This window comes from Chryseobacterium sp. (genome assembly GCF_045629545.1).
Classification (GTDB): domain Bacteria; phylum Bacteroidota; class Bacteroidia; order Flavobacteriales; family Weeksellaceae; genus Chryseobacterium.
The window spans coordinates 15,717-41,015 of record NZ_JAZQRK010000018.1 but is presented as its reverse complement, the minus strand read 5'-3'; the positions used below and the strand labels follow the sequence as shown (position 1 = coordinate 41,015).

Annotated in this window: 22 protein-coding genes; 10 read left to right on the top strand and 12 right to left on the bottom strand. The window is 34.7% G+C overall.

Features of this window, described 5'->3' with window-relative positions; translation table 11 throughout:
• Window positions 1-109 precede the first annotated feature (109 nt).
• On the bottom strand, window positions 110-1,798 hold the full coding sequence (locus tag ACKI42_RS04375) for a DUF6909 family protein (protein WP_407402837.1): 1,689 nt from the start codon (window positions 1,796-1,798) through the stop codon (window positions 110-112).
• Window positions 1,799-2,012: 214 nt separating this feature from the next.
• Here ACKI42_RS04375 and ACKI42_RS04370 point away from each other — a divergent pair, with 214 nt between their 5' ends.
• A complete protein-coding gene (locus ACKI42_RS04370; protein ID WP_407402835.1) occupies window positions 2,013-4,208 on the top strand; it encodes a glutamine synthetase III in 2,196 nt (731 codons plus the stop codon).
• 335 nt (window positions 4,209-4,543) lie between these two features.
• Window positions 4,544-5,239 carry a C40 family peptidase gene (locus tag ACKI42_RS04365; RefSeq protein ID WP_407402833.1) on the top strand — a complete coding sequence of 232 codons (696 nt, stop codon included), beginning with the start codon at window positions 4,544-4,546 and terminating at the stop codon, window positions 5,237-5,239.
• Between the two features lie 81 nt (window positions 5,240-5,320).
• Here ACKI42_RS04365 and ACKI42_RS04360 read toward each other — a convergent pair whose 3' ends face one another.
• The 6 genes from ACKI42_RS04360 to ACKI42_RS04335 form a co-directional block, all read right to left on the bottom strand.
• A complete protein-coding gene (locus tag ACKI42_RS04360) occupies window positions 5,321-5,905 on the bottom strand; it encodes a pentapeptide repeat-containing protein (protein WP_407402831.1) in 585 nt (194 codons plus the stop codon).
• A gap of 106 nt (window positions 5,906-6,011) precedes the next feature.
• Window positions 6,012-7,241: a rod shape-determining protein RodA gene (gene rodA, locus ACKI42_RS04355; RefSeq protein WP_407402829.1), complete on the bottom strand. Its 1,230-nt coding sequence runs from the start codon at window positions 7,239-7,241 to the stop codon at window positions 6,012-6,014.
• Window positions 7,238-9,265 (bottom strand): peptidoglycan D,D-transpeptidase FtsI family protein, encoded by a 2,028-nt coding sequence (locus tag ACKI42_RS04350; RefSeq protein ID WP_407402827.1) that lies wholly within the window; start codon window positions 9,263-9,265, stop codon window positions 7,238-7,240. The genes rodA and ACKI42_RS04350 overlap by 4 nt, the downstream gene beginning before the upstream one ends.
• Entirely contained in the window at window positions 9,262-9,768 is a 507-nt protein-coding gene (gene mreD, locus ACKI42_RS04345; RefSeq protein ID WP_407402825.1) for a rod shape-determining protein MreD, read from the bottom strand. Before mreD ends, ACKI42_RS04350 begins: the two co-directional genes overlap by 4 nt.
• Window positions 9,761-10,615: a rod shape-determining protein MreC gene (gene mreC / locus ACKI42_RS04340; protein WP_407402823.1), complete on the bottom strand. Its 855-nt coding sequence runs from the start codon at window positions 10,613-10,615 to the stop codon at window positions 9,761-9,763. The genes mreD and mreC overlap by 8 nt, the downstream gene beginning before the upstream one ends.
• 29 nt (window positions 10,616-10,644) lie before the next feature.
• Window positions 10,645-11,670, bottom strand: coding sequence for a rod shape-determining protein (locus ACKI42_RS04335; protein WP_407402821.1), 1,026 nt, complete (start codon window positions 11,668-11,670; stop codon window positions 10,645-10,647).
• 238 nt (window positions 11,671-11,908) lie between these two features.
• Between ACKI42_RS04335 and hemA the strand changes: the two genes are divergently transcribed.
• The 6 genes from hemA to hemE are packed head-to-tail and all read left to right on the top strand — an operon-like array spanning window position 11,909 to window position 17,055.
• Window positions 11,909-13,183 (top strand): glutamyl-tRNA reductase, encoded by a 1,275-nt coding sequence (gene hemA, locus ACKI42_RS04330; RefSeq protein ID WP_407402819.1) that lies wholly within the window; start codon window positions 11,909-11,911, stop codon window positions 13,181-13,183.
• Window positions 13,170-14,078, top strand: a complete 909-nt coding sequence (gene hemC, locus ACKI42_RS04325; RefSeq protein ID WP_407402817.1) for a hydroxymethylbilane synthase — start codon at window positions 13,170-13,172, stop codon at window positions 14,076-14,078. The genes hemA and hemC overlap by 14 nt, the downstream gene beginning before the upstream one ends.
• A 16-nt stretch (window positions 14,079-14,094) precedes the next feature.
• Window positions 14,095-14,673, top strand: a complete 579-nt coding sequence (locus ACKI42_RS04320; protein ID WP_407402815.1) for a DUF1287 domain-containing protein — start codon at window positions 14,095-14,097, stop codon at window positions 14,671-14,673.
• Window positions 14,674-14,687: 14 nt separating this feature from the next.
• Window positions 14,688-15,344 carry a peptidoglycan recognition family protein gene (locus tag ACKI42_RS04315; protein ID WP_407402813.1) on the top strand — a complete coding sequence of 219 codons (657 nt, stop codon included), beginning with the start codon at window positions 14,688-14,690 and terminating at the stop codon, window positions 15,342-15,344.
• The gene (locus ACKI42_RS04310; RefSeq protein ID WP_407402811.1) at window positions 15,344-16,015 is read left to right on the top strand and encodes a uroporphyrinogen-III synthase; all 672 of its coding nucleotides are present in this window, start codon (window positions 15,344-15,346) and stop codon (window positions 16,013-16,015) included. The genes ACKI42_RS04315 and ACKI42_RS04310 overlap by 1 nt, the downstream gene beginning before the upstream one ends.
• Window positions 16,016-16,023: 8 nt before the next feature.
• The gene (hemE, locus tag ACKI42_RS04305) at window positions 16,024-17,055 is read left to right on the top strand and encodes a uroporphyrinogen decarboxylase (protein WP_407402809.1); all 1,032 of its coding nucleotides are present in this window, start codon (window positions 16,024-16,026) and stop codon (window positions 17,053-17,055) included.
• 171 nt (window positions 17,056-17,226) lie between these two features.
• Here the strand turns inward: hemE and ACKI42_RS04300 are convergent, their stop codons facing one another.
• From ACKI42_RS04300 to ACKI42_RS04280, 5 genes are all read right to left on the bottom strand, one after another.
• Window positions 17,227-18,447 (bottom strand): aminotransferase class V-fold PLP-dependent enzyme, encoded by a 1,221-nt coding sequence (locus ACKI42_RS04300; protein ID WP_407402807.1) that lies wholly within the window; start codon window positions 18,445-18,447, stop codon window positions 17,227-17,229.
• Between the two features lie 155 nt (window positions 18,448-18,602).
• The gene (locus tag ACKI42_RS04295; protein WP_407402805.1) at window positions 18,603-19,232 is read right to left on the bottom strand and encodes a 50S ribosomal protein L25/general stress protein Ctc; all 630 of its coding nucleotides are present in this window, start codon (window positions 19,230-19,232) and stop codon (window positions 18,603-18,605) included.
• A 56-nt stretch (window positions 19,233-19,288) separates the two neighbouring features.
• Window positions 19,289-20,227, bottom strand: coding sequence for a ribose-phosphate pyrophosphokinase (locus ACKI42_RS04290; protein WP_407402803.1), 939 nt, complete (start codon window positions 20,225-20,227; stop codon window positions 19,289-19,291).
• Between the two features lie 85 nt (window positions 20,228-20,312).
• Window positions 20,313-21,881, bottom strand: a complete 1,569-nt coding sequence (locus tag ACKI42_RS04285) for a G-D-S-L family lipolytic protein (RefSeq protein ID WP_407402801.1) — start codon at window positions 21,879-21,881, stop codon at window positions 20,313-20,315.
• A 13-nt stretch (window positions 21,882-21,894) separates the two neighbouring features.
• Window positions 21,895-23,136, bottom strand: coding sequence for an OmpP1/FadL family transporter (locus ACKI42_RS04280; protein WP_407402799.1), 1,242 nt, complete (start codon window positions 23,134-23,136; stop codon window positions 21,895-21,897).
• 278 nt (window positions 23,137-23,414) lie between these two features.
• On the opposite strand from ACKI42_RS04280, the gene ACKI42_RS04275 reads away from it, so the two are divergent.
• Window positions 23,415-24,842 (top strand): stage 0 sporulation family protein, encoded by a 1,428-nt coding sequence (locus ACKI42_RS04275; RefSeq protein ID WP_407402797.1) that lies wholly within the window; start codon window positions 23,415-23,417, stop codon window positions 24,840-24,842.
• On the top strand, window positions 24,835-25,296 hold the full coding sequence (locus ACKI42_RS04270) for a gliding motility lipoprotein GldH (protein ID WP_407402795.1): 462 nt from the start codon (window positions 24,835-24,837) through the stop codon (window positions 25,294-25,296). Before ACKI42_RS04275 ends, ACKI42_RS04270 begins: the two co-directional genes overlap by 8 nt.
• Window positions 25,297-25,299 lie beyond the last annotated feature (3 nt).

Here is a 25,299-nt window from a genome sequence, read left to right as displayed (position 1 = left end):
AATCATTTTTACAAACAAGGAAAAACCTTAGTAGAATGCTCGTATATAGGACAAAAAAAATCCCCCAAAACTGAAGTTGATGAGGGATTTTATATTTAATTAAAAATAATTATTCAGCAGATTTTTTCTCTACCGAACTCTTTAATATTTTTTCTAAAATTCTTAAAGTAATCAAGTACGTTGGTTTCACACCTGTAAGTCCTAGGCCTCCTGATGAAAGCGTAGAACCCGTTTCCAAAGGATTATCTGATGCATAATACGCATACATCACGAATAAATCTGGAGAAATATGGTGTCTTATTTTAGAAGCAACTTGTATTGCTTTTTGGTAGTGCGCACCTTCCATTTCTAGTCCAATCGCTTTCCAAGACGTATTCATAAAGTAAGATAGAATATCTCTGTTTTGTAGCGATGTTCCCAACACCGTAATCATAGAACCTTCAAAAGCTTTTAACTCATCATCTGTGAAATCTTCAAGTTTTAAAGCGTTTTCGAATGGATAATTATCTGCAGTACCTTCAAAAATATGCGAAGTAGGAATCATAATATCACCTTTTCCGCCTGTAAGAATTCCGGCTTTACCCATAATAGACACAGATTTTACCTTCATCATATAGACTTCACCATTTTGCTCAAAAGGTCTTAGAAGTTCGTCCATCACCTCGAAAGCTTGTTCTCCAAATGCATAATCGAATACCAATACCACATCATCTCCCGTGAATTTTGCTCCACTGAAAGGTGTGTTTTTAAGATCAATTTTGCTTAGATCGATGATTTGTACATCTATATTACTACCACTTTTATCATCAATATAGATTAATCCCTCTTCCAAAGCATATTTCAACACTTTATCACGAAGGTCTTTTTTATTAGAAATCTCCTCGTATAGTTTGTAATCTACATCTTTGCTTTGTTTTTTCTTTAGTGCATCATTAGCGTACAACATATTCTTTACAGAGTGCATGTTAGCCGAAATAATGTGTAACGGACGCATGTGAAGATTATTTTCAAATAAAACTTCTTTCACTTTGTTCGCCCATTTTTCACCAAAATAATGGTGTCCTACTCTTTCTCTAAGGATAGAACTGAAGTGGATTTCTCTTTCGCGTTTTCCTTGGGCATCGTCCAAGCTTATTCTACCAAGATTGTAGATAATTTTGAATAAACGATCTGGGTTTTCATCGTCCCCGAAAGTATTATAAGCATTAAGAGTTTCATCAAACGTTCTTCCAATTAGAGAGGATAAATGTATTAATGCAACTTCTTTTTCTTTTCTGCTAAATTTCTTTTCGCCCTTCACTACTTCTTCAATAATCTTGAAGGCACGTGTTGGTTTCCAATCGCTATTTTGGATAAATGCTAAATTGCGAATTTTATCTGCTTCTATTAATAAGAAGGTAAGGTGAGTAAGAATATCATAGATTTCAGAACGTCCTAGAAGAACCTCTATATTCATCTGGTGCTCATCTATCCTGTAACAGTTTCTTCTTCTCTTTTTGGGAACAATAGGTTCGAAACTTCCTTTATCAAACCCTTCATCTGAGGTAAGATGGATGAATGCACACTCTTCGATACCTTCTGGAAGTCTATCTAATACATACATTAAACCGTCTAGCTCCAATTTGCTTGGTACATTCATGGTACCGTAGATTTCTGGGTCAATGATTTTCAACAAGTTTCTGATGCTTTCTCCCGAAACTCCGCCTGGCTTGAAAAATCCTCTGTAAAACAGATGTCTCATAGAGATGTATAATCTTTCAATTGCTTCGGTAGTTTCTCTTGCTCTAGAATTTGTCATAAAATAAATTTCACACAAATATACAATTCTTCAGCCATATTTATTTTACAACAACTTTAATTCGCTGAATCTTCCATTCACATTTCGTTTATAATACCTGAGACTATTTTTTTGTAAAATTTAATAATAAATCAATTTACCCCTATAAATTTTAGGGTTAAAAGCTTTTATAATCGATTTTTTTGTAAATTTGCCCCATAAATTACACACCAATATGTCAACTTTAAGATTCAAAGCTTTAGAAACCTTACCATTTAAGGATTTTAGAAAAGATAATTCAGTAGAAATTCCTGCTAAATTGTCAGAATTATTTTGTTCTAATGTATTCTCAGAAAATACAATGAGAGAATATTTAACAAAAGAAGCATTCCAATCTATTATGGATGCAATTAAAAAAGGAACTAAAATCCAAAGATTAATTGCAGATCAGGTAGCAGTAGCTATGAAAGATTGGGCAATGAGCAAAGGTGTTACCCATTACACGCACTGGTTTCAGCCTCTTACAGGTACTACTGCAGAAAAACACGATTCGTTTTTCACTCCTATAGAAGGTGGTAGAGCGATTGAAAGATTCAGTGGAAATTTATTAATTCAGCAAGAGCCAGATGCTTCTTCTTTCCCCAATGGTGGAATCAGAAATACATTCGAAGCTAGAGGATATACAGCTTGGGATCCTACATCTCCTGCTTTCATCATGGGTACTACATTATGTATCCCTTCTATTTTTATCTCTTATACAGGAGAAACTTTAGATTATAAAGCACCATTACTAAGAGCATTGAATGCGGTGGACGAAGCTGCTACAAGCGTAATGCAATATTTTGATAAAAACGTAACCAAAGTAACGCCTACCTTAGGATGGGAACAAGAATATTTCTTGGTAGATTCTGCTTTATACCAATCTCGTCCAGACTTAGTACTTACTGGGAAAACATTATTAGGACATTCTCCAGCAAAAGGACAACAATTGGATGACCATTATTTCGGTTCTATCCCAACAAGAGTAATGAATTTCATGAAAGAGTTGGAAATAGAATGTATGAAATTGGGAATTCCTGTTACTACAAGACACAATGAGGTTGCACCCAACCAATTTGAGCTAGCACCCATGTTTGAGGAAGTAAACGTTGCTGTAGACCACAACTCATTGTTGATGGATGTAATGGCAAGAATTGCACACAGACACCATTTCCACATTTTATTTCACGAAAAACCATTCGCAGGCGTTAACGGATCTGGGAAACACAACAACTGGTCTCTTGCTACAGATACAGGGGAAAACTTACTAAGCCCAGGAAAAAACCCTAAGAAAAACTTACAGTTCCTTACATTTTTTGTGAATGCCATTAAAGCAGTACACGAGTATGCAGATCTTCTAAGAGCAAGTATTGCTTCTGCCAGTAATGATCACAGATTGGGAGCAAACGAAGCGCCGCCGGCAATTATTTCTGTATTTATCGGAAGTCAATTATTTAGAGTTCTTGAAGAGCTAGAAAAAGTAACCGAAGGAAAGCTTTCTCCAGATGAGAAAACTGACCTTAAACTAAATGTTGTTGGTAAAATACCTGAAATCTTGTTGGATAATACTGACAGAAACAGAACTTCTCCATTTGCCTTCACAGGAAACAAATTCGAAATCAGAGCAGTAGGTTCGTCTGCAAACTGTGCAGAATCTATGACGGTAATGAACACGATTGCTGCAAAACAGCTTAACGATTTCAAAAAGGAAGTAGATACTCTTATCGAATCTGGATTGAAGAAAGACGAAGCCATCTTTAATGTACTAAGAGAATACATCAAACAATGTAAAAACATTATGTTTGAAGGTGATGGATATTCTGATGATTGGGCCATAGAAGCTGAAAAAAGAGGCTTGAATAACCTTAAAACGACTCCAGAAGCTCTAAAACAAGAGATGGACCAAAAGTTTGTAGATTTATATGAAGAGGTAGGAATTTTTACTCATAGAGAAGTTGAGGCAAGAAATGAAATCAAACTAGAAAAATATTCTACTGTAATTGATATTGAAGCTAGAGTATTGAGTGATATTGCTAGAAACCATATCATTCCTTCTGCATTGAAATATCAAAACAGATTGATTGAGAACGTAAAAGGGCTGAAAGATATCTTCGAAGATAAAGAATTCAGAAGATTAGCAAAAGAACAAATGAGTTTGATTACTCATATTTCTGAAAATGTTTCTACCATTAAATTGGGTGTAGAACAACTTATTATAGCAAGAGAGGCAGCAAAATCTAATCCAGATAGTCAAAGTCAGGCTGAGCAATATTGCACAAAAGTGATTCCGTTATTTGATGTTATCCGTAATGCATCAGATGATCTAGAAATGATGGTAGATGACGAATTGTGGCCAATGACTAAATACAGAGAGCTATTATTCACAAAATAATAGAAAATCTTATCTAGAAAGCAAGTTCCTCATTTTTTGGGGAGCTTTTTTTATGAAATATTAATAGTAAATATACGGTTATAAAGTAGATATAAAACCCTATAACAATTGACAAAATAAGAAAAATGTTAATAAACCTTAATAAAATAAGATGAGTTATGGCAAAAATTGCTATATAATGCCATATTTTTCATTAACATAAGCCCAGAAGATGTTAAAATTTGTTAAATAAAGAAACTGATAATTATCATACTCATGCCCTTCTCCTTGAAATCTCTACTTTTGTAAGGCTTTAGAGAAATAAATACTCCAGTTTAACCCGGATAAATAAAAATATGAAGAAAAGAGTTTTGGTATATTTAGTTGCATTTGTATCTACAATATCACTTCAATCATGCGTTACAAATTATGTAGTTTCTAAACCGGCAACGTACACTAAAGAATACAAAATAGATGCCAAACTTGCAAGCATCGATACAAAAATTGAGAAAGATAAAAACTTATTAATCAACTCTTTCGTATCTGAAAAAGCAGTGGCAGAAGCAAACGCAAAAAATTCTTTAAAAAATACTAAAATCGCAAATGCGATTAAATACAACAAAACAATAGACAACATCCTTACAGAAGCACAAACGTACCTAGGAACTCCTTACAGATATGGAGGGACTACTAGAAACGGAATAGACTGTTCTGCTTTTGTACTTTCTGTTTTTGGCGCTGCAGCAGGTCTTTCTTTACCAAGAGTAGCTGCATCACAAGCTCAGGAGGGAGATAGAGTAGCAAAAGAAGATCTTCAGAAAGGAGATTTAATTTTCTTCTCTCACGGTAAAAGAATATCTCACGTTGCTATTGTGGAAGAAGTAACTGAAGATGGTGAAGTAAGATTTATCCACTCGGCAACTTCTAAAGGTGTCTCTATCTCATCATTAAATGATTCTTATTGGGGACCAAAATTCAGGTTTGCAAAAAGAGTAATCAACGAAAACGGCGAAGTTGTAGGTAACACCGATAATCTTGCTAAAAATTTTTAAGCTTAAATAATTGATTTATATAAAAGAATAGCCATCAAAATTTTGATGGCTATTCTTTTTTTTATAGAATGATAGCATAAGCTAGCTATTTTTGTCAATTTCTATAGAATACTTACGCAAGAGCCCTTCCACGGAAGAAAGTGAAAATTTCGTTTTCTTTAGCCTATTAATCTCAGGATTGATGGTATAGTTATAAGATTCTCTAAGGTCTACTTTTTCTAAAATTGTATTTTCGAATATCGCTCCCGATAAATCGCAGTTGGTAACAACAGAATTAGAAAGATCGCATGATGTAAAATCTACTTCTATTAGTTTTGAATTGGTAAAATAGGTTTTCTTTAAAATGGTTTTATAAAAAGAAGCATTATTAAGCGTGCAATCTGAAAACCTAAATGTCAAACCAAATTCATTGCATTCTGAAAAAGATAACCCAATCATCTTGCAACCGTTAAAAACAGCATTTCTAAAAGCCGTACCAGCCAATTTTGACATACTTAGATTACATTCTACAAAATCACAATCTGTAAATTTTATTTCAGATAAATCTACATACTCAAAATTACAATTTTGAAAACTGCAATTCTCGTATTCACCTTTTAGCAAAATGACTTTGGAGAAATCTGTATTTTGGTAATTTTCGTCTAAGATATAAAGGGAGTTTGTCATTATTAATTATAATTAAAAGAATATGTAGCTTTACATATGTAGATATAAATCTTAAAAACTTCTCGTAGAAAGTTTCGGAAATTTACAAATGCTTTAAAATTTTTAATTATACTAAGCTATTTTTATCAGCATAATTGAGTTTAAAGAAAATAAAAGTCATCATAGAAAATGCCAATAGCGAACTTCCCCCATAACTAAAATAAGGCAATGGAATCCCAACCGTAGGAAATAGTCCCATTACCATCCCAATATTGATCGTAAAGTGCATAAGTAATATCGAGGCAAAACTAAGACCAAACACCCTATTAAAAGTGGATTTCTGTTCTTCGGCAAGATAGTATATTCTACCTATGAAAACCATATAGCAAATTACCAAAAGCGAACTTCCTACAAATCCCCATTCTTCTCCGACAGTACAAAAAATATAATCGGTCTCTTGTTCTGGCACAAATTTTCCTTGTGTTACAGAGCCTTCACGGTATCCTTTGCCAAATACACCTCCAGATCCTATTGCAGTTTTAGAATACAATAAGTTATATCCTGAAGTATCTCTAAATGCTTTTTCTCCTTTATAGAGTACTTCTATCCTTTCTCGTTGGTGCTTAGGAAGTTTTTCCAATAAAAATGGAGTACCAAAAGCTAAGCCGCATAGTAAAAGTATAGAACCTGAAATACTAGAAAAAGTAATAATATCCCAAGTCATTCTTCTGTAGTTTTTAAAAATCAGAAAGGCGGCTATTACAATAATTGCGATGACCACGTAAAGAGGATTGATGGCTAAAGAAATTAAAAATACTGAAGCCAACAAAAAGCCAACTCCGAAAACCCATCCGCTGAGACCTTCTCTGTATAATGCGATCATATACGCTGTAAAAACCAGTAACGAACCCACATCTGGTATTGCCAAAACTACAATGGCAGGAACTCCAACGATAGCTAAAGTGGTGAGAAGTGACTTTCTATATTTAAGATTAAAATCTGGTCCAGAGACGTAATTAGCAAGCATTAAAGAAACTCCAATTTTTGCAAATTCTACTGGTTGCATAGTAAAGCCTCCAAACTTGTACCAGTTTTTTTGTCCGAGAATCTCAGTACCGAAAGGAAACAATCCTACTAACAATAAAATACCACCAATATAGATGATAGCAGACATATTCTCAAAAAATTTGCTTCTACTAAAAAATATTATTAAGCCAACAAATAAAGAAATTCCGAAAAAAATCAACTGCTTCTTTCCCAATCCTTCGTCCACACTGTAAATATTGGCTATTGCAAAAACACATAACACGAAATACAATCCCAGACCCAATCTATCTATTCCTTCTGTCCACTTCATGGTTTCTTAGGTTTTGGCGTTTGTACTTTTACGGAATTTTTCAGTTTTTCTTTTGCTTTTTTAATAGTGTTCAGACTATCTTGTATTTTTTTTAACCTAATAGAATCGGGTTTTGGTTCTTTATATAACCCTTTTCTCTTCAGATCTGCAACCCATTGTCTTTGGTACTCTGGCATAAAGCTTGAAGTAATCATTTTTTTATAAAGACTTTCTCTCTTCAGCTCTCCAGTAATATATTTCTCTGCAATTAGTGTACATGCTGGTCCTGCCCAAGTGGCTCCAAATCCAGCATGTTCCATCACGGCAACTACTACAATTTTGGGTTTGTCGGCAGGCGCAATCAACACAAAAATAGAATTATCCTTCCCTTGTGGTACTTGTGCAGTGCCTGTTTTTGCCAGTTGTGTGAAATCGCTAGATTTTAACCCTCGTGCAGTTCCATTTAGGACAACGGCTTCCATCCCCTTCAATACAGGTCCAAAATGTTTAGGATCAACTAAAGTTTGATGTCTAACTTTAAATCTTGGATCAGGATTAGGTTTACCATCAATTGCTTTTACTATGTGAGGCGTATAATACCAACCTCTATTTGCAATTGCTGATACAAAATTGGCCATTTGCAAAGGAGTCAACATCACATCACCTTGCCCCATCCCATTATAGATAGCACCCGTAGACATTTCGTCCCAATTTTTATAATCACTTTTTGTAGAACCATTTGCTTTGATAATTGCTTTAAATCTTCTTTCGTAGAAATCTCCAGATGGAATTCTTCCCTTTGCACCTACTGCAAAATCGTTATTCAAGAATTCTCCAACACCGAAGCTACTCATTATTTTTTTCCATTCGTCTACACCTTTAGAAGGATTTCCTGGATATTTTTTAATAATTGCGATGAAAGCATAAGTAAAGAAACAGTTACTAGATACTTGAATAGACGGTATCAGTGGATCTGCTCCACCATGTCCTTTTATTCTTTTCCCTTTATAATAAAAACCTCCTCCACACGGGAAAATGGTTTTCTCATCCATCACACCCATTTGCATTGCAGCTAGCGCTGTAAGCAATTTGAAGGTAGAACCTGGAGGATAGCCCGCTTGTAGTGATCTATCGAAGGTAGGTTTATTTTCGTAGATGGTATCTTTAGAAAGTGCGTATAAGTTTTTAGATTTGTTAGGGCCTGTAAAAAGATTAGGATCGATATCTGGCCCTGTAGCAGCTACCAAAACTTCGCCATTATTAGGATCTATAGCTACTACTGCACCATGTTTATTCACAAGCATTTCTTCTGCCATACGTTGAAGATCATAGTCTATCGTAAGAGTAATATCTTTACCCGTTACAACATCTCTATCTAAAGTTCCATTTTTATATGGACCTACATTTCTAAGCTTTATATCTTTTTGAATATATTTGATTCCCTTTATGCCTCTAAGTTCCTTTTCGTAGGACTTTTCTACTCCCGTTTTTCCGATAAGATCACCTGGTAGATAATAAGTAGAATCTTTTTTGATTTCTCGATCATTAACCTCACTAGTATAGCCTAAAAGATTACCGGATGTAGAAACTTCATATTGACGTTGAGGTCTTTGTACAATACTAAATGCAGGGTATTTGAATATAATTTCTTGAACTCTTGCAATCTCTTCCCTACTCAAATCCTTTATAAATGTCATTGGAGTGAGTTTGGAGTAATATTTTTCTGTTTTAAGTTTATTGATTTTAGTAATGAAATCGCTTTTACTGATTTTCATTAAATTACAAAAAGCCAGCGTATCAAAATCGGGTTTCATCAAAGCTTGAGTGAAAGAAATTTCGTAAGCAGGCTGATTTCCCACCATAATTTTTCCATTTCTATCGAAAATAACCCCTCGCTGTGGAATTACATATTCAGTTTTGATGGACGTATTTGCGGCATTCAGCGCATAACGATCTGTGAATAGCTGTAAATACGAAAGCCTTGCCACAAAAATAGTAGCAATGATGACCAATGCGGAAAAAATTTTTAGATAACGTGTGTTCAAACTTTCTGTTTGATTTTAAAAATTAGAGCATATACTATGATAAATATAAAGGAAATTACACTAGTTACCAACACATTGAGCAAAATTTCAAAAATTCTTTCGAATTTAAAAAATTCTATATACTGTACGAAGAGCTGATGCAAGAATATACTCGAAAATAGAAATAGTAAAAACTGAGTCCATTGTAGGGACTGAAATGAAAAGAAATCTGTAGAAGTATCTGTAGAAGACCTAAAAATCAATGTTCTAAAATAAGCTATAAGCGTGGTTGCAAACGCATTAATACCACCTGAATACAATAAAATATCTATCGCTAACCCAATTAAAAAACTTAAGAATAAAAATTGATATTTATTTCTAAAAAAAGGATAAAACATCACGAATACAGGATAAAGCACTGGCGTAAATTTACCAAATAGCGTAATTCTGTTCAATACAAAAATCTGTAATGCCACAAGAAAAATCATGATCAGGAGATCGGTAAATAAGGTTCTACTAATCATTTTCTTTTTTTATTACGGCTTGCAAGGTATCCTGAATTTTTTGCACTTCTGCCTTTTTCAAGTTTTTCACAACATAGATTTTATTTAGCGCACCTAGTTTTTCACTCAGCTCTACTGATATATCCCAAAAACCAGTTTTATTATCCACCGTATATCCCGCGATAGTACCAATCATTACACCTTTTGGGAAGATTGCGGATTTACCGTCGGTAACAATGGTATCCCCAATTTTTAGGGAAACATATTTAGGAACATCAGACAAGTGCATTACTCTAGAATTATCCCCTTGCCATGTTAAAGTACCGAAATATCCAGAATTTTTGAGTGCAGCGTTGATTCGGATTCTATTCACACTCAATACAGATTGTACCAAAGCATAGCTATCGGTAGAATTGATAACGATGCCAGCAATTCCTTTGGGAGCCATTACGCCCATCTGAGGAAGTACGCCATCACGCTTTCCACGATTGATCGTGAAGTAATTGTTTCTTCTATTAATACTATTAAAAACAATTTCTCCATCTACAAAAGTATAGATTTGTCCACCGCCCAAAGTATCATGTACCTTTCTAAATATAGGATTATTAGCACCTTGTTTACCATAAAGTTCCAGCATAAGAGATTTGTTTTGTGAAACTAAATCTTCGTTAATCTGTTTTAGCTTTAGGTAAGAGACACCTTCGTCAATATAACCCGACATCCAAGAGTTGAAAGCAGCCGTTTGGCCCGCTATCCAAGATCTTTGCATCGCGTTTTTAGAAAATATCAAAACAAGAGCAATAATTTGCAGGAAAATAAAGAATACAAAAAGTGAATTCTTAGAAAATAATCTCAGCAAAAATCCCATTCAGATATAAAGTCGTAAAAAAGTTAAAATTATTTTATTAAGAAATTGAATTTATCCATATTCTTAAGTGCAATTCCTGTTCCTCTAACAACAGCTCTTAAAGGATCTTCAGCAACAAATACAGGAAGGCCTGTTTTCTTGTGCAGTCTATCTGCCAAACCTCTTAGTAGAGCTCCACCACCTGCAAGGTAAATACCTGTTTTGTAAATATCCGCAGCCAATTCTGGAGGCGTAAGAGAAAGAGTTTCCATCACAGAATCTTCAATTCTAATAATAGATTTGTCCAAAGCACGAGCAATTTCTTTGTACCCTACCATAATTTCTTTTGGTTTTCCGGTAATCAAATCACGCCCTTGTACTGGGATATCATCTATATCTACATCTAATTCTTCAACAGCAGAACCAACCTCTATTTTTACTCTTTCAGCAGTTCTTTCACCAATATACAAATTATGGTGCGTTCTTAGGAAATAAGCAATATCATTGGTAAATACATCACCAGCAATCTTCACAGATTTGTCGCAAACAATACCACCTAGTGCTACCACTGCAATCTCTGTAGTACCGCCACCTATATCGATAATCATATTACCTTCCGGCTTCTGAACATCAATACCAACTCCTATTGCAGCAGCCATTGGTTCGTATATTAGTCGTACTTCTTTTGCGTTTACTTTCTGAGCAGAATCTCTTACCGCTCTTTTTTCTACTTCTGTAATACCAGATGGAATACAGATAACGATTCTTAAAGCAGGCTGAATAAATCTTCCCTTAATACCAGGAATTTTTTTTATGAATTCTTTAATCATGTGTTCAGACGCATGAAAATCCGCAATTACCCCATCTTTTAGAGGGCGAATTGTTTTTATATCTTCATGGGTTTTACCCTGCATATGTTTTGCTTGTTCTCCTACAGCAATTGGTTTGCCGGTAGATCTTTCAATTGCGACAATTGAAGGTTGATCGATAACAATTTTGTTATTATGGATGATAAGCGTGTTTGCAGTACCTAGATCTATCGCAATTTCTTGCGTAAACCAATCGAATAAACTCATAATTATGTGTTGATTTAAGTTTACAAAGATATAAATTTAATGATACTAACGAACAGTTAGTTTTGCTTAATTTGGTTAAAATTTTATTAAAATTTGTGTTTTTATGCTACATTGATAATAATTTTTACTAATGCATAACTTCTCATCACAGATAATTCGCTCATAGCTTTTTACGATAATTATCATATATATTATTAAAGAGGTACTAAACAAAAAAATCGTAAATTTGCTATTGCTTATGATACAGTATTCCAATATACATCAAACGTCGAATTTTGCCGTACTTTCTATAAGTTACGAGAAGGCTGACGTAGAAACAAGAGGTAAATTTGCTTTTTTTGATGAAAATATCAAAAAATTTGTCACCCAAATTCACGATGAAAATTTGGGCGATGCCTTTGTGGTTTCTACCTGCAACAGAACCGAAATTTATACTACTACATCCAATTATTTGCTTGTAGCAGAAGAATATTGTAAAACCATAGGTGTTAATCTATCAGATTTCATCCAGTTTGCAGATATTCTTACCAAAGAAGAAGCGCTTTGTCATCTCTACAGAGTAGCCGCTGGATTGGAAAGCCAAATTATTGGTGATTTTGAAATTATTGGACAAATTAAGAAAGCCTATGCAAGGTTTAAAAAAGAAAGAAAAAACTCCAATCCATTTTTAGAAAGAGCCATTAACTCAGCAATCCAGATTTCTAAAAGAATAAAAAATGAAACAGGAATTTCTAACGGAGCCGCCTCAGTATCTTATGCGGCTGTACATTATATCTTGAACAACCAAAATAGAATAGCAGATAAAAACATTCTACTTTTGGGTGTAGGAGAAATTGGTCAGAATACGGTGGAAAACTTAGTAAAACACGTGTATCAACCCAAAATAAAAATTGCCAACAGAACCCAAGAAAAAGCAGCTAAAATTTCGGAAAAATATAATATTCCAAATATCGACTATGCTGATTTTGATAAGGAACTAAGTGATACTGATATTCTCATTGTAGCAACTGGTGCCAAAAAACCTATCGTCAATAAATCTCATTTCACAGGAAACAAAGAAACTTTGGTGATCGATCTTTCTATCCCACATAATGTAGATAAGGAAGTTGACGAGATAAAAAATGTGACTTTAATTGATGTGGACGAATTGTCTAAACAAATCCAAGAGACCATTCAGCAAAGAGAAAAGGAAATTCCTAAGGCAGAACAAATCATCAAAGAGATGACCAAAGATTTTATAGAATGGGAAAAGAAGAGAAAACTAGCTCCGAACATCCACCATTTCAAAGCCGTTCTGAAAAACATGGAACGCAATGAAATGCATCATTTCTATAAAAAAAACAAATATATAGACATCAATGATATGGAACTTTCTGACAAAATGATACAGAAAATCACCAATCGTTTTGCAAAATTTATTATCGATAATCCTTTAAAGGCAGATGAAATAAGCAAATTGATGCACGAAATTTTAGTAGAACAACCAAACAACGAATTTAATGAGAAGCATTAGAATAGGAACAAGAAATTCGGCACTCGCATTATGGCAAGCTAGAGAAGTAGCAAGACAACTTCAAAACAACAATTATCTTACAGAAATTGTACCTATTGTATCTTCTGGTGACAAAAACCTAAACCAACCCTTATATTCTATGGGGATTACTGGAGTTTTCACAAGAGATCTAGATGTAGCTCTGCTAAATGATGAGATAGATATTGCAGTACATTCTCTAAAAGACGTTCCTACAAGCCTTCCAGAAAATATAAAAATGGTTGCCTATCTAGAGAGAGATTTCCCTCAAGATGTACTGATCAGAAGAAAATCTGCTAAAGATAAACCTCTTCACGAACTGAAATTGGCAACAAGCAGCTTGAGAAGAAGAGCATTTTGGTCTAAAGCCTATCCTGATACAGAATTTTTTGATATCCGTGGAAATATCCAAACAAGATTGCAAAAACTGGAAGAACAAGATTTTGATGCTACTATCTTGTCGTTAGCAGGTATCAAAAGAATGAATATGGAGATTGAGTACGAAATGCTTCCCATCATGATTCCTGCACCTTCTCAGGGAGTCATTGGCGTAGCTGGACATTCTGATAAAAAAGAAATAAACGATATTTTGGCAACCATCAATCATGCAAAAACTCAAATTTGTGTAGAGATGGAAAGGAATTTCCTTAGCACGCTAGAAGGAGGATGTACAGCGCCTATTGGTGCATTTGCAGAGAAAATAGACAATCTAATTACTTTCAAAGCAGCACTATGTTCACTTGATGGAAAAAATTATATAGAAACCAACGAAAGTTTCGAGTATAATGAGAATGAAAATTTCGGACAAAAATTTGCTAATGTTGTTTTAGAAAATGGTGGCAAAGAATTGATGGCTGAGATAAAAACTCAATTGTAACTTTTTAAATTTAAAAATGAAAAAATACGCTTCGATATTGGTATTGCTTTTTTGTATTTTCCTTGGGAAATCGCAAAGCAAATTTGCATTGCAACTATCTGAAGCAGCATTGGGTTTAACCAAAGATAGAGTAACCTACGATCCCGCTTATTTTTCTATAAAATATCCTAATGGTGATGTCCCAGCAGACAAAGGCGTTTGTACGGACGTTATCATTAGAGCTTATAGAAAATTGGGGATTGATCTACAGAAAGAAGTACACGAGGATATGAAGAATAATTTTTCTAAATATCCAAAAATTTGGGGCTTGAAAAAACCAGACTCTAATATAGATCATCGTAGAGTACCCAATTTAAAAGTATTTTTTTCAAAGTTCGGAAAAGAAAAAACAATGGATCAAGATCCTACCCATTACTTGCCAGGGGATATTGTAACGTGGATTTTACCTGGAAACCTAACGCATATTGGCATTGTCGTAAATAAAAAATCGGCTGACGGCAAAAGATATCTGATTGTACACAATATTGGCGCAGGACAAGTAATAGAGGATTGCCTTTTCAAATTTACCATTACAGGACATTATCAATATCCATAACAATAATACAGATCATGAAAAAGCTGATTTTTATTTTTTTTGTTTGGATGAATATTGGCGTTCAAGCACAAAAGACGGAGTTTAAAATAATACAAAAACCAATAAGCTATACACAAGAGAGGGTGAATTTGAGTTTGGAATATCTTAAAGATCATCATGGCTTGGTACAAACCTCTCCTACTATCGTCCCAAAAATGATTGTGTTGCATTATACAGCTACAGGAACGGTGGAAAGTAATTTCAAATACTTCAATAATACGCATCTAGAAACCGCTAGAGGAACCTTAAAAAAGCAAAGTACACTGAATGTTTCATCGCAATATATTATAGATAGAGATGGAACAATCTACCAACTGATGGAACCCAACAAATTTGCTAGACATACCATTGGACTCAACTATTGCGCCATTGGGATAGAAAATATTGGAAGTAAAAAGCAACCTCTTACAGATCTACAAGTGGCCGCAAACGCACAATTGATACGATATCTAAAGAATAAATATAATATTGAATATCTGATTGGACATTCTGAATATGGAAATTTCAGAAATTCTAAAATTTGGAAAGAGACCAATCCTCAGTATTTCACTGGAAAAGAAGATCCTGGAACGGATTTCATGAAAAAAGTAAGACTTCAAGTAGCTGATTTACATTTAAAAGAAAAACCCTGATGCGCATTTTATTCACCAAAATAATAGACGAAAAAATACTATCTAAAGAACTAGATAATGCAATTTCGGCTGATTGTGTGGAAGTGATAAAAATATCTAATATCAAGGTAGAACCATTTGATCTAAAAAACAAATCGTTAATATTTACCAGTGCAAAAGGTGTAATTTCATTTTTTGAAAACGGGTTTCTTCCCAATGAGGATTTTACGCAAAAAAACTACAACAAAATCTATTGCGTAGGTGTAAAAACCAAAAGAGAGCTTCAGAAAAATGGTTTTGGAACTTTTAAAGTTTTGAAAAACGCAGAAACACTCTCCCAATTTATTATAGAAAAATGTCCCAACGAAGACTTTTTACACTTTTGTGGAAATCTTGCCCTAGATGTGCTGGATAAAAAACTTCCCCTACAAAACATTCAATACAAAAAAGTAACACTCTATCGCACCGAAGCAACAAATCCTGTGATAATTGAAAAATATCATGCCTTAGTTTTTTTTAGCCCAAGTGGAGTTCGTAGTTTTGCGAAATACAATTCTTTTGACGAAAGTATCCTATTTTCTATAGGTGAAACTACTTCAAAGGAGATAAGAAAACATACGTCAAGCCCTATACATACCTCCAAAGACAATACTTTGGCTTCAGTATTCGAGTTGATTCGTATAAAAATTTAAATTTAATTATGATTAAGAACGACCTATATTTAAAAGCACTTCGCGGAGAAACCGTAGAAAGACCGCCAGTTTGGATGATGAGACAGGCCGGAAGATATTTACCTGAATTTATTGCTTTGCGCGACAAGTATGACTTCTTCACGAGATGTCAGACTCCAGAGTTGGCTTCTGAAATCACGATGCAGCCTATTCGTAGATTTCCTTTAGATGCAGCCATATTATTTTCAGATATTTTAGTAGTTCCTCAAGCAATGGGGATTGATTTTAAAATGAAAGAAAATGTTGGACCTTGGCTAGATAACCCTATCAGAACTGCAGAGCAAGTGCAAAATGTAATTGTTCCGGACGTAAATGATACTTTAGGATACGTTTTTGATGCTATAGAACTTACTTTATTAAAATTAGATAATGATATTCCATTAATTGGTTTTGCAGGTTCTCCATGGACAATTCTTTGTTATTGTGTAGAAGGAAGAGGAAGTAAGGATTTTAATATCGCAAAATCTTTCTGCTTCTTGCAACCAGAAGCTGCACACCAATTGTTACAAAAAATTACAGATACTACCATCGCTTATCTAAAGAGAAAAGTAGAAAAAGGTGTTTCTGCAGTACAAGTTTTCGATTCATGGGGTGGAATGCTATCGCCGACAGACTATCAAGAATTTTCTTGGCAATATATCAACCAAATTGTTGAGGCTTTAAGCCCGTTAACGCACGTTGTAGTATTCGGGAAAGGATGTTGGTTTGCTTTGGAAGATATGACGATGTCTAAAGTTTCGGCTTTGGGTGTGGATTGGACAATAAAACCAGAATTGGCAAGAACATTAACCAATCATACAATGACTTTGCAAGGAAACTTTGATCCTTCAAGATTGCACTCTACTCCGGAAACTATCAAGAAAATGGTGACAGAGATGATTAACCGTTTTGGAAAAGATAGATACATCGCTAACTTGGGTCACGGTATTCTACCAAATATTCCAGTAGAAAACGCCGAAGCTTTCATTAGAGCGGTTGTAGATTGGAAACCTGTAGTTTAATTAATAGACTCTAGATTTTAGACATCAAATTTAAGATTTAATTCTATCAATAATCCCTTTCAGTATCTCTAAACCTAACAGGTTTTAAAAACCTGTTAGGTTTAAATAAATCAACAATCCCTTTCAGTAGTTCTGAAAGGGATTGTTTTTTATTTTAAATTTAAAAAGAAACTATGACAGCATTCTCTGCGCTTTTTTCACACCTTCTACCAAGGCATCTATTTCTTCTAAAGTATTATAAATAGCAAAACTCGCTCTCACCGTTCCTGCAATATTAAAGAAATCCATAATGGGTTGAGTGCAATGATGTCCTGTTCTTACAGCAATACCCATTTTGTCCAAAATCATTCCTACATCCGAAGAAATCCCTACTCCTTCTAAATTGAATGAAACAACACCCGTTCTGTGCGCTTTCTCGGCATAAATTTTAAGACCTTCAATTTCCAGAAGTTGCTTTTGAGCGTATTGAAGCAAATTATTTTCGTGGTTTTGTAAATTTTCATGACCAATTTTCTCCATGAAATCTACTGCTGCTCCCAAAGCTATATTTCCTCCTACATTGGGCGTACCCGCTTCATACTTGAAGGGCAAACCAGCATAGGTAGTTTTTTCAAAAGAACAAACTGAAATCATTTCTCCGCCTCCATGGAAAGGCGGTAAAGACTCTAAAACTTCTTGTTTCCCATATAGAATACCTGTTCCCATGGGAGCATACATTTTGTGACCAGAACACACGAAAAAGTCGCAATCCATTGCCTGCACATCTATCTTGAAATGAGGAGAAGATTGTGCACCATCAATTACAATATAAGCATCCGAATTTTTTCTTGTTTTGGAAATAATTTCCTCAATAGGATTTACAACTCCCAAAGCGTTAGAAACTTGATTTACAGAAACCACTTTTGTTTTTTCGCTAAGGTAAGAGTCCAAATAATCTAACTGAAGAATTCCGTTTTCATCAATGGGTATAACTCTTAACTTCGCTCCTGTTCTTTCACAAAGCATTTGCCAAGGAACGATGTTGGAGTGATGCTCTAGATAAGAAATAATAATTTCATCATCTTTTTGAAGCTTTTTGGTCAGAATATATGCAATAAGATTCAGCCCTTCCGTGGTTCCTTTGGTAAAGATAACTTCAAAATCATTTTTAGCATTAATGAATTTCTGTATCTTTCTCCTAGAAAGTTCCATTTCTTCAGTCGCAACTTGACTTAGAGTATGTATTCCTCTGTGCACATTAGCGTTATATTCTTTATAATAGTTGGTCCAAACGTCTATTACAGAATTTGGTTTTTGTGAGGTTGCCGCATTATCTAAGTAAACCAATGGCTTACCGTTCACTTCTTGGTTTAATATAGAAAACTGACTTCTTATTTCCTGAATGTCAAACATTGATTCAATTTTTATTATTAATGGTTCTTATTTAGAACACCTCAAATTTACGATAATTTTCATGAATGAAACGCACCCTATACCATGATAGATTTTATCAAAAAAAATCCTGCTCATATGAATGAGCAGGATTTTTATATCGAGTAAGAATAATCTTATTCTGCAGAAGTTTCCTCTGTTGCAGGAGTAGCTCCTTCTTCTTCGTCTTCATCATCCATAGCGGCAGCACCACCTTTCATTGCATTTCTAGACATCTTAACAGCTACTACAACTGCATTGTCTGGGTGTACAAAAGTGTATCCTTCTGGTTTTAGACCTCCAACATATAATTTGTTACCAATTTTAAGTGGAGTAACATCTACTACAACCTCATCTGGTAAGTTAGCAGGGATAGCTTTTACTTTCAATTTTCTGAAAGACTGACGTAAAACACCACCAGCTACAACACCTTTAGAACGACCTGTAATTCTTACAGGAACTTCCATTACTACTGGTTTGTCAGCTGACAATTGGTAGAAATCTGCGTGAAGAATTCTGTCTGTAAGTGGATGAAACTGAATATCTTGAAGAACTGCTGGAATAGTTTTTCCATCTACTTCAATAGATACCGTGTGTGCTTCAGGAGTATAAACTAAACCTTTGAATGCTTTCTCTTCTGCAGAGAAATTGATTAGTTCACCACCTCCGTAAACAACACAAGGAACTAATTCAGCATCACGTAAAGCTTTTGTAGACTTCTTGCCCACGTTTTCTCTTTTTGTACCTTGAATTGTAATTGATTTCATTATATAAAAAATTTTAATTTTTGTTTGTTTTTATTCGCTAACCTTCTCATTATCTGTTAGATAATAAACTTATTGCTAATAGATTGATGCTCGTGCACCATCTTCATAACATCCGCAAATAAAGATGCGCAAGATAGCACTTTTATTTTAGATGACAAATGAGTTTTCACAGGAATAGAGTCAGTTACAATAACTTCTAACAAAGCTGAGTTCTCAATATTCTCATAAGCCTTTCCAGAAAGCACTCCGTGAGTAGCCATTGCTCTTACAGATTTTGCTCCTTTTTCCATTAATATACCTGCAGCTTTACAAAGTGTACCTGCAGTATCTATCATATCATCGATAAGGATTACATTTTTACCTTCCACATCTCCAATAAGGAACATTTCTTCTATGACGTTAGCCTTCTTTCTTTCTTTATAAGCGATTACTACCTCAGCACCAAGATGTCCTGCATAGTTTTTTGCTCTTTTTGCACCTCCCATATCAGGTGATGCAATAGTAAGATTCTCTAAATTTAGATTTCTAATGTAATCTACAAATACTGTAGAAGCATAAAGATGATCCACTGGAATTTCGAAGAAACCTTGAATTTGGTCTGCATGCAGATCCATCGTCATGATTCTTGTAGCGCCTGCTGCAGTAAGAAGATTTGCTACCAATTTGGCTCCTATAGGTGCTCTTGGCTTGTCTTTTCTGTCTTGTCTTGCTAGCCCGAAATACGGAAGTACTACCGTAATACTTTTTGCAGAAGCTCTTTTTGCTGCATCAATCATAAGAAGAAGTTCTAGAAGATTGTCTGCTGGCGGGAACGTAGATCCTATTAAAAATACACGTCCTCCTCGTACAGATTGGTCTAAAACAGGTTCGAATTCTCCATCGCTAAACTCCTGAAAGTTGATTTTTCCTAGTTCTTGCCCATAATAATGAGCAATTTTTTCTGACAAGTCTTTGCTTGTTCTTGTAGAAAATAGATAACTTAACTGATCTGCCATTTTTACTTTTTAAAAGATTCTGCAAATTTAAAAAAAAACCACAAGAATCATCTTGTGGTTTATAGTTTTTATTAATATCCCCTATTTATGGAAACTTCACTCCAGAATATTTATTAGCATCAACCTGTGGTAATGTAGACTTATAGGTAGTATTAATAGATTTTATGAATTCGTTCGCCACAATACCATACCCTCTACCCGTAAGATGAACTCCATCTAATGAGAAAGTACCACCGGTAACGAATTTGGCAGAATATTTCACACCATCATATGATATACCAGATTGTGCATTAAGATCTACCATTTTTTTATTAGCATCTACGAAAGCCAAACCATAAGCATCTGCTAAACTTTTGATAGAAGCATTATAGCTATCTACCGCAGTTTTTACTTTTGTAGCTTCAGCTTTTGTAAGCACATGCTGGTTTTGTAACGGATAAGAAATTCCATATATATTAATTGAGGTAGGAACTCCTACAGCTGTAGTGCCAATAATCCCTTTAGTTGTAAGTAAGATATAATCCTCTGCTGTTGTTTGTCTTGCTTGTCCATAGATCTGCCCGAAAATAGCAGCTGTTGCTGCACCTAAAGACGGAGTAAGAGCCGCAGTAAGTTGCGCACTAAGATTAGGTAATGACTCATCTTTGATAAGAACTGGATTAGCTGATGTTGCAGAAAGCAAATTGATTCTATCACCAGCACCAAAAGCAGTTAAAGCTTGTTTTAATGGTCCGTACAAAATTGTATTAATAGTAGTAAGATTAGCACCCAAAGCAGTTGGCGTCAAGGGATTGTAAGGTACTGTAGTAAAATAAGGAATGGACGTTACATAAGGTATGTTTGCGATTACTCCTTTTGTACTTCCAACACTTTTCAGACCATCTAAGACTCCTTTTATAGCTCCAGCTACAAGTGTTGGAGAAGAAATATCATTAGACTTATAAGTAGAAGGGTCATTTGAAGTTTGTACAGTAGCCGCAGTGTAAGTAGTAACATTTCCTACTGTTGTAGAATTAGTTCCCCCATTTGTGGCATAAGACAACACATCATTATTACCAATCCAAAGTGAGAAGAAAGTTGGCTTTTGTGCCATAGCATCAGCCAATATAGTTGTAGTAGCAGAAGTAGCAAATCTTACAAAATAAGGGTTTGCTGTCCCTACAGCTACACCTGCTGCACTACCATATCCTGGAGCAATAAGATGGAAAGACTTAGCTCCTGGAACTCCCATATTATTGATTGTTCCTGTAAGTTTATTCAAAATATTAGTAGTAGGCGCTCCTGGAACGTTTGTAATATCTGGCGCACCATTAGTAAATGATTTGATGTATAATTTGGTAGCTTGTATAGGGGTTGTACCCAAAAGTAATCCCCCATTATTATCTGCCATCATTGGCTGTACAAACTCTCCACCTCCAGCAAGCTTCATTTGTTGAGCTAACATAGAAGGGAAAGATTCGTTTTGCCCATCTTGATACAAAGCGTTATCTCTATACCCAGAAGTTAATGAGTTTCCTAAAGAGATGTACTTGCTAAAATCAGCATCACCTTTTGTAACCACAATATCTTGCACATCTGTATCAAATTCTGTATTGCAACTTGTAGTACAGAATAATGCAGATACAGCGATCGATGATATAATAATTTTTTTCATAAATTTTTTTAAATTAAAATGGGTTATAAGATAAACCTAAACCAAAGTAGAATGCTTGAGCTTTTGCTTGTCCATAGAAGCCTAAGTAATCATTTTTCACATCTCTACTTTTCGGCATTGCATATCCACCTGCTACATCTACCCCGAATTGTTTGTTCACTTTAAAGCCTAATCCTCCAGTGATCACAAACGTATCAAAAGAAGGAGTTTCAGGGATAAAATGATCATCAGAATACGGAGACTCATCATAGTAAGCTCCCAAACGTCCATAAACAGACGGAGAAAATTCGTATTGTGTACCTAATCTAAAAGTTTTTGTATTTCTAAATTTCTTTGGAGCTACCAATATTGTAGGATCCGCTTGGTTCCCTATCGGTGCATTAGCAAAATCTAGAGTCAGCTTGCTATATCTTTCCCAACCATGATAGTTGAAATCTGCAGAAATTAACCATTTTGGATTCACCTTATAAGTAAGACCTACTGTATATTCTGACACCAATGGAAGTGTAGCAGTGAAGGCATCTTGCCCAGCACCGTTTAAGCCTAGCAATCCATTTACTGTATTTTGTGCAGAAGCTTTGATAGTCGCAGTTCCGTTTTTAGCTTTCATATCTACAGGAGAACGATAAGCAATACTTACATCAACTTTACTATCGGGTCTGAAATAAAAACCAAAACCGTATCCATGTCCACTCGCCTTTTCATCATTGATATTGATAGTACCATCAAACTGAGTTACTGCTTTATCCCAATCTACTTTTCCTTTTGCATAGATATAGCTTGCTCCGAATGATAACCAATCTGCCATCTTTACTGAAATCATAGGTTGAAAATAATAACTTTTCAGCTCCATTTTCTGTACCATTTCTTTTCCTTCCCAATCATTAGCCCATTTTATTGTGCTCCCAAAAGGAGTAGAAAAACTAAAACCGATGGATAGATTTTCTATTGGTTTGTATGCTATAGCTGCATAAATGGGGGTCCCTAGAGGATTATCTGTTTGTGAACTTTGTAGTGTATTTAGGTTTTGAAAAGTAATTTTATTGCTAGCTCCAAATCCACCAGCAACAATACTCAGCTTCGATGGGATGAATGACATCCCTGCAGGATTGAAGAAAGCTACACTCGCATCTTCTGTATGTGCGCTTGTATGTGCCATCGCCAACTGTTTTACCCCTTGCAAGGAAACTCTAAAGCCTCCTGCATATGATAAAACACCTGCTAATAAAGCAGTGGATACCAATATTTTTTTCATAAACTGTAATTATTTAATTCAAATATAAAATTTATTTGGCTATACTTCTTAATTTTTCTTAAAATTTTAAACAATACACCAAAAGAAAGCTATGTTTAAAATAATATATAAAGCAATGCAAATACTAAATACCTATCCACATGACTTTTAAGTAAGGATAATTAAATTTTACATTTATTAGTTTAAGGTTAAACATATTCAAAAATTAATATTTATCACTTTTGGAAACATATAAAGATAAAAATCAATAAATTTGTGAAATTAAAATATAAAAATATATGAGTTGTGGATGCAAAACATCCGGCGATTCTGGACATTCTTGCGGAACGAAGTCTGCGAATGGCTGTGAAAGTGTAAATACCTGTGGTAATAGTTATAAATTAAGTGTTTTCGATTGGTTATCTAACGTACAAAACCCAGCATCTAATAGATGCGATTTTGTAGAAGTTAGATTCAAAAATGACAGAAAATCGTTTTATAAAAATGTAAACAATATACCGTTACATATAGGGAGTGTAGTCACAGTAGAATCTAGCCCGGGACATGATGTAGGTGTCGTAAGCCTTACTGGAGAATTGGTAAAAATTCAGATGAAAAAGAAAAGATTTTCTGAAGAAGGTTCTTATAAAATCTATCGATTGGCCAATCAAAAAGATCTAGAAATTTGGCAGGAAGCGAGAAATAAAGAAGAAAACGTAAAAATAGAAGCCCGAAAAATATCATATAGGATTGGTCTCGAGATGAAGATCACCGATGTAGAATATCAAGGAGATGCTTCTAAGGTTACATTTTATTATACCGCTGATAACAGAATAGATTTCAGAGTGCTTATCAAAGAATTGGCAGGTACTTTCCGTACCAAGATTGATATGAAACAAATTGGCTTCAGACAAGAGGCAGCCAAAATTGGAGGTATTGGATCTTGTGGAAGAGAATTATGCTGTTCTACTTGGCTTACCGATTTCAGATCAGTAAATACCAATGTAGCAAGATATCAGCAACTAAGTATTAATCCTCAGAAATTGGCAGGACAATGTGGTAAGCTAAAATGTTGTCTGAACTATGAATTGGATAGCTACCTAGACTCTCTGAGCCACTTCCCTCCTTCATCTACGATGCTGGATACCGAAAAAGGAAGAGCTTTTTGTATAAAAATTGATGTTTTCAAAAAGAAAATGTGGTTTGCATACGTAGATAGTTCTATGGCTTGGTATGACTTTGATATCGATTTGGTAAAAAAACTAATTGCAGGTAACAAAAGAGGTGAAAAAGCACCACCATTAGAGGACCTGAAGCAAACCTCTGAAATTTCTAGACCCAGCGTGGATCTTATCCAAGAAAATTCTGTAGACCGTTTCGAGAAAAAATCTAGAAGTTCTAATAAAAACAGAAGTCAGGGGCAAAATTCAAACCAAAATAGACCAGCTAATAGCAATCAAGGACCAAGAAAGCCAAGAATTGAAAATGGCAACAATAGTAGGCCTGAGAAAACAGAAAAACCTGAAAATACCAATACTAAACTTAGAGCGCAGAAGCAAAACCAGCCAAAGCAACAAGCACAAGGCCAAGGCCAAGGTCAAAATCAGGCGCAGGTAGAAAAAAATAATACAGGTGCAGAGGCAGAAAATAAGCCACAAAATCCTGCAAAAAAGAAATTTAAAAAGAAGTTTCCTCCAAAAAAAGATAATAAAGATAGCAATGCATAAAATTTTAGGAGTAGTAATGCTTATGTTTTTAGTCGGATGTAACGCTTCAGGTGAAGATGTTATCATGCATTCTGTTGATAATAAATGGAATAAAAAATCTGTGCAAAAATTTAACCTAGAAATAAAAGACCCACAAAATCCTAAAAATATTATATTTGTTGTAAGAAATAATAATGATTATCCTTACAGCAATATAAGATTCATTGTTAATCTTCAACATAAAAAAGAGAAAACATCACAGATTGATACCCTCAACTACATTCTTGCTAAGCCTTCTGGAGAATGGCTTGGTACAGGTTTTGGTGAGACGAAAGAGACTTTATTTCAATACAAATTAAATTATAAATTCCCGAAAGAAGGAACTTATGAGGTGGATGTGCAGCATGCAATGAGAAATGATATCCTCACGGGAATTGAAGATATAGGTATAAAAGTAGAAACGGCTAAACCGTAATTA

Coding starts and splice junctions, on each gene's coding strand:
- rodA (WP_407402829.1), bottom strand. CDS start 7,241: ATGAAGTGGACAGAAGGAATAGATAGATTGGGTCTGGGATTGTATTTC.
- hemE (WP_407402809.1), top strand. CDS start 16,024: ATGATTAAGAACGACCTATATTTAAAAGCACTTCGCGGAGAAACCGTA.
- ACKI42_RS04320 (WP_407402815.1), top strand. CDS start 14,095: ATGAAAAAATACGCTTCGATATTGGTATTGCTTTTTTGTATTTTCCTT.
- ACKI42_RS04310 (WP_407402811.1), top strand. CDS start 15,344: ATGCGCATTTTATTCACCAAAATAATAGACGAAAAAATACTATCTAAA.
- ACKI42_RS04285 (WP_407402801.1), bottom strand. CDS start 21,881: ATGAAAAAAATTATTATATCATCGATCGCTGTATCTGCATTATTCTGT.
- ACKI42_RS04300 (WP_407402807.1), bottom strand. CDS start 18,447: ATGTTTGACATTCAGGAAATAAGAAGTCAGTTTTCTATATTAAACCAA.
- hemA (WP_407402819.1), top strand. CDS start 11,909: ATGATACAGTATTCCAATATACATCAAACGTCGAATTTTGCCGTACTT.
- ACKI42_RS04375 (WP_407402837.1), bottom strand. CDS start 1,798: ATGACAAATTCTAGAGCAAGAGAAACTACCGAAGCAATTGAAAGATTA.
- ACKI42_RS04365 (WP_407402833.1), top strand. CDS start 4,544: ATGAAGAAAAGAGTTTTGGTATATTTAGTTGCATTTGTATCTACAATA.
- ACKI42_RS04370 (WP_407402835.1), top strand. CDS start 2,013: ATGTCAACTTTAAGATTCAAAGCTTTAGAAACCTTACCATTTAAGGAT.
- ACKI42_RS04270 (WP_407402795.1), top strand. CDS start 24,835: ATGCATAAAATTTTAGGAGTAGTAATGCTTATGTTTTTAGTCGGATGT.
- ACKI42_RS04290 (WP_407402803.1), bottom strand. CDS start 20,227: ATGGCAGATCAGTTAAGTTATCTATTTTCTACAAGAACAAGCAAAGAC.
- mreD (WP_407402825.1), bottom strand. CDS start 9,768: ATGATTAGTAGAACCTTATTTACCGATCTCCTGATCATGATTTTTCTT.
- ACKI42_RS04360 (WP_407402831.1), bottom strand. CDS start 5,905: ATGACAAACTCCCTTTATATCTTAGACGAAAATTACCAAAATACAGAT.
- hemC (WP_407402817.1), top strand. CDS start 13,170: ATGAGAAGCATTAGAATAGGAACAAGAAATTCGGCACTCGCATTATGG.
- ACKI42_RS04315 (WP_407402813.1), top strand. CDS start 14,688: ATGAAAAAGCTGATTTTTATTTTTTTTGTTTGGATGAATATTGGCGTT.
- ACKI42_RS04295 (WP_407402805.1), bottom strand. CDS start 19,232: ATGAAATCAATTACAATTCAAGGTACAAAAAGAGAAAACGTGGGCAAG.
- mreC (WP_407402823.1), bottom strand. CDS start 10,615: ATGGGATTTTTGCTGAGATTATTTTCTAAGAATTCACTTTTTGTATTC.
- ACKI42_RS04275 (WP_407402797.1), top strand. CDS start 23,415: ATGAGTTGTGGATGCAAAACATCCGGCGATTCTGGACATTCTTGCGGA.
- ACKI42_RS04280 (WP_407402799.1), bottom strand. CDS start 23,136: ATGAAAAAAATATTGGTATCCACTGCTTTATTAGCAGGTGTTTTATCA.
- ACKI42_RS04335 (WP_407402821.1), bottom strand. CDS start 11,670: ATGAGTTTATTCGATTGGTTTACGCAAGAAATTGCGATAGATCTAGGT.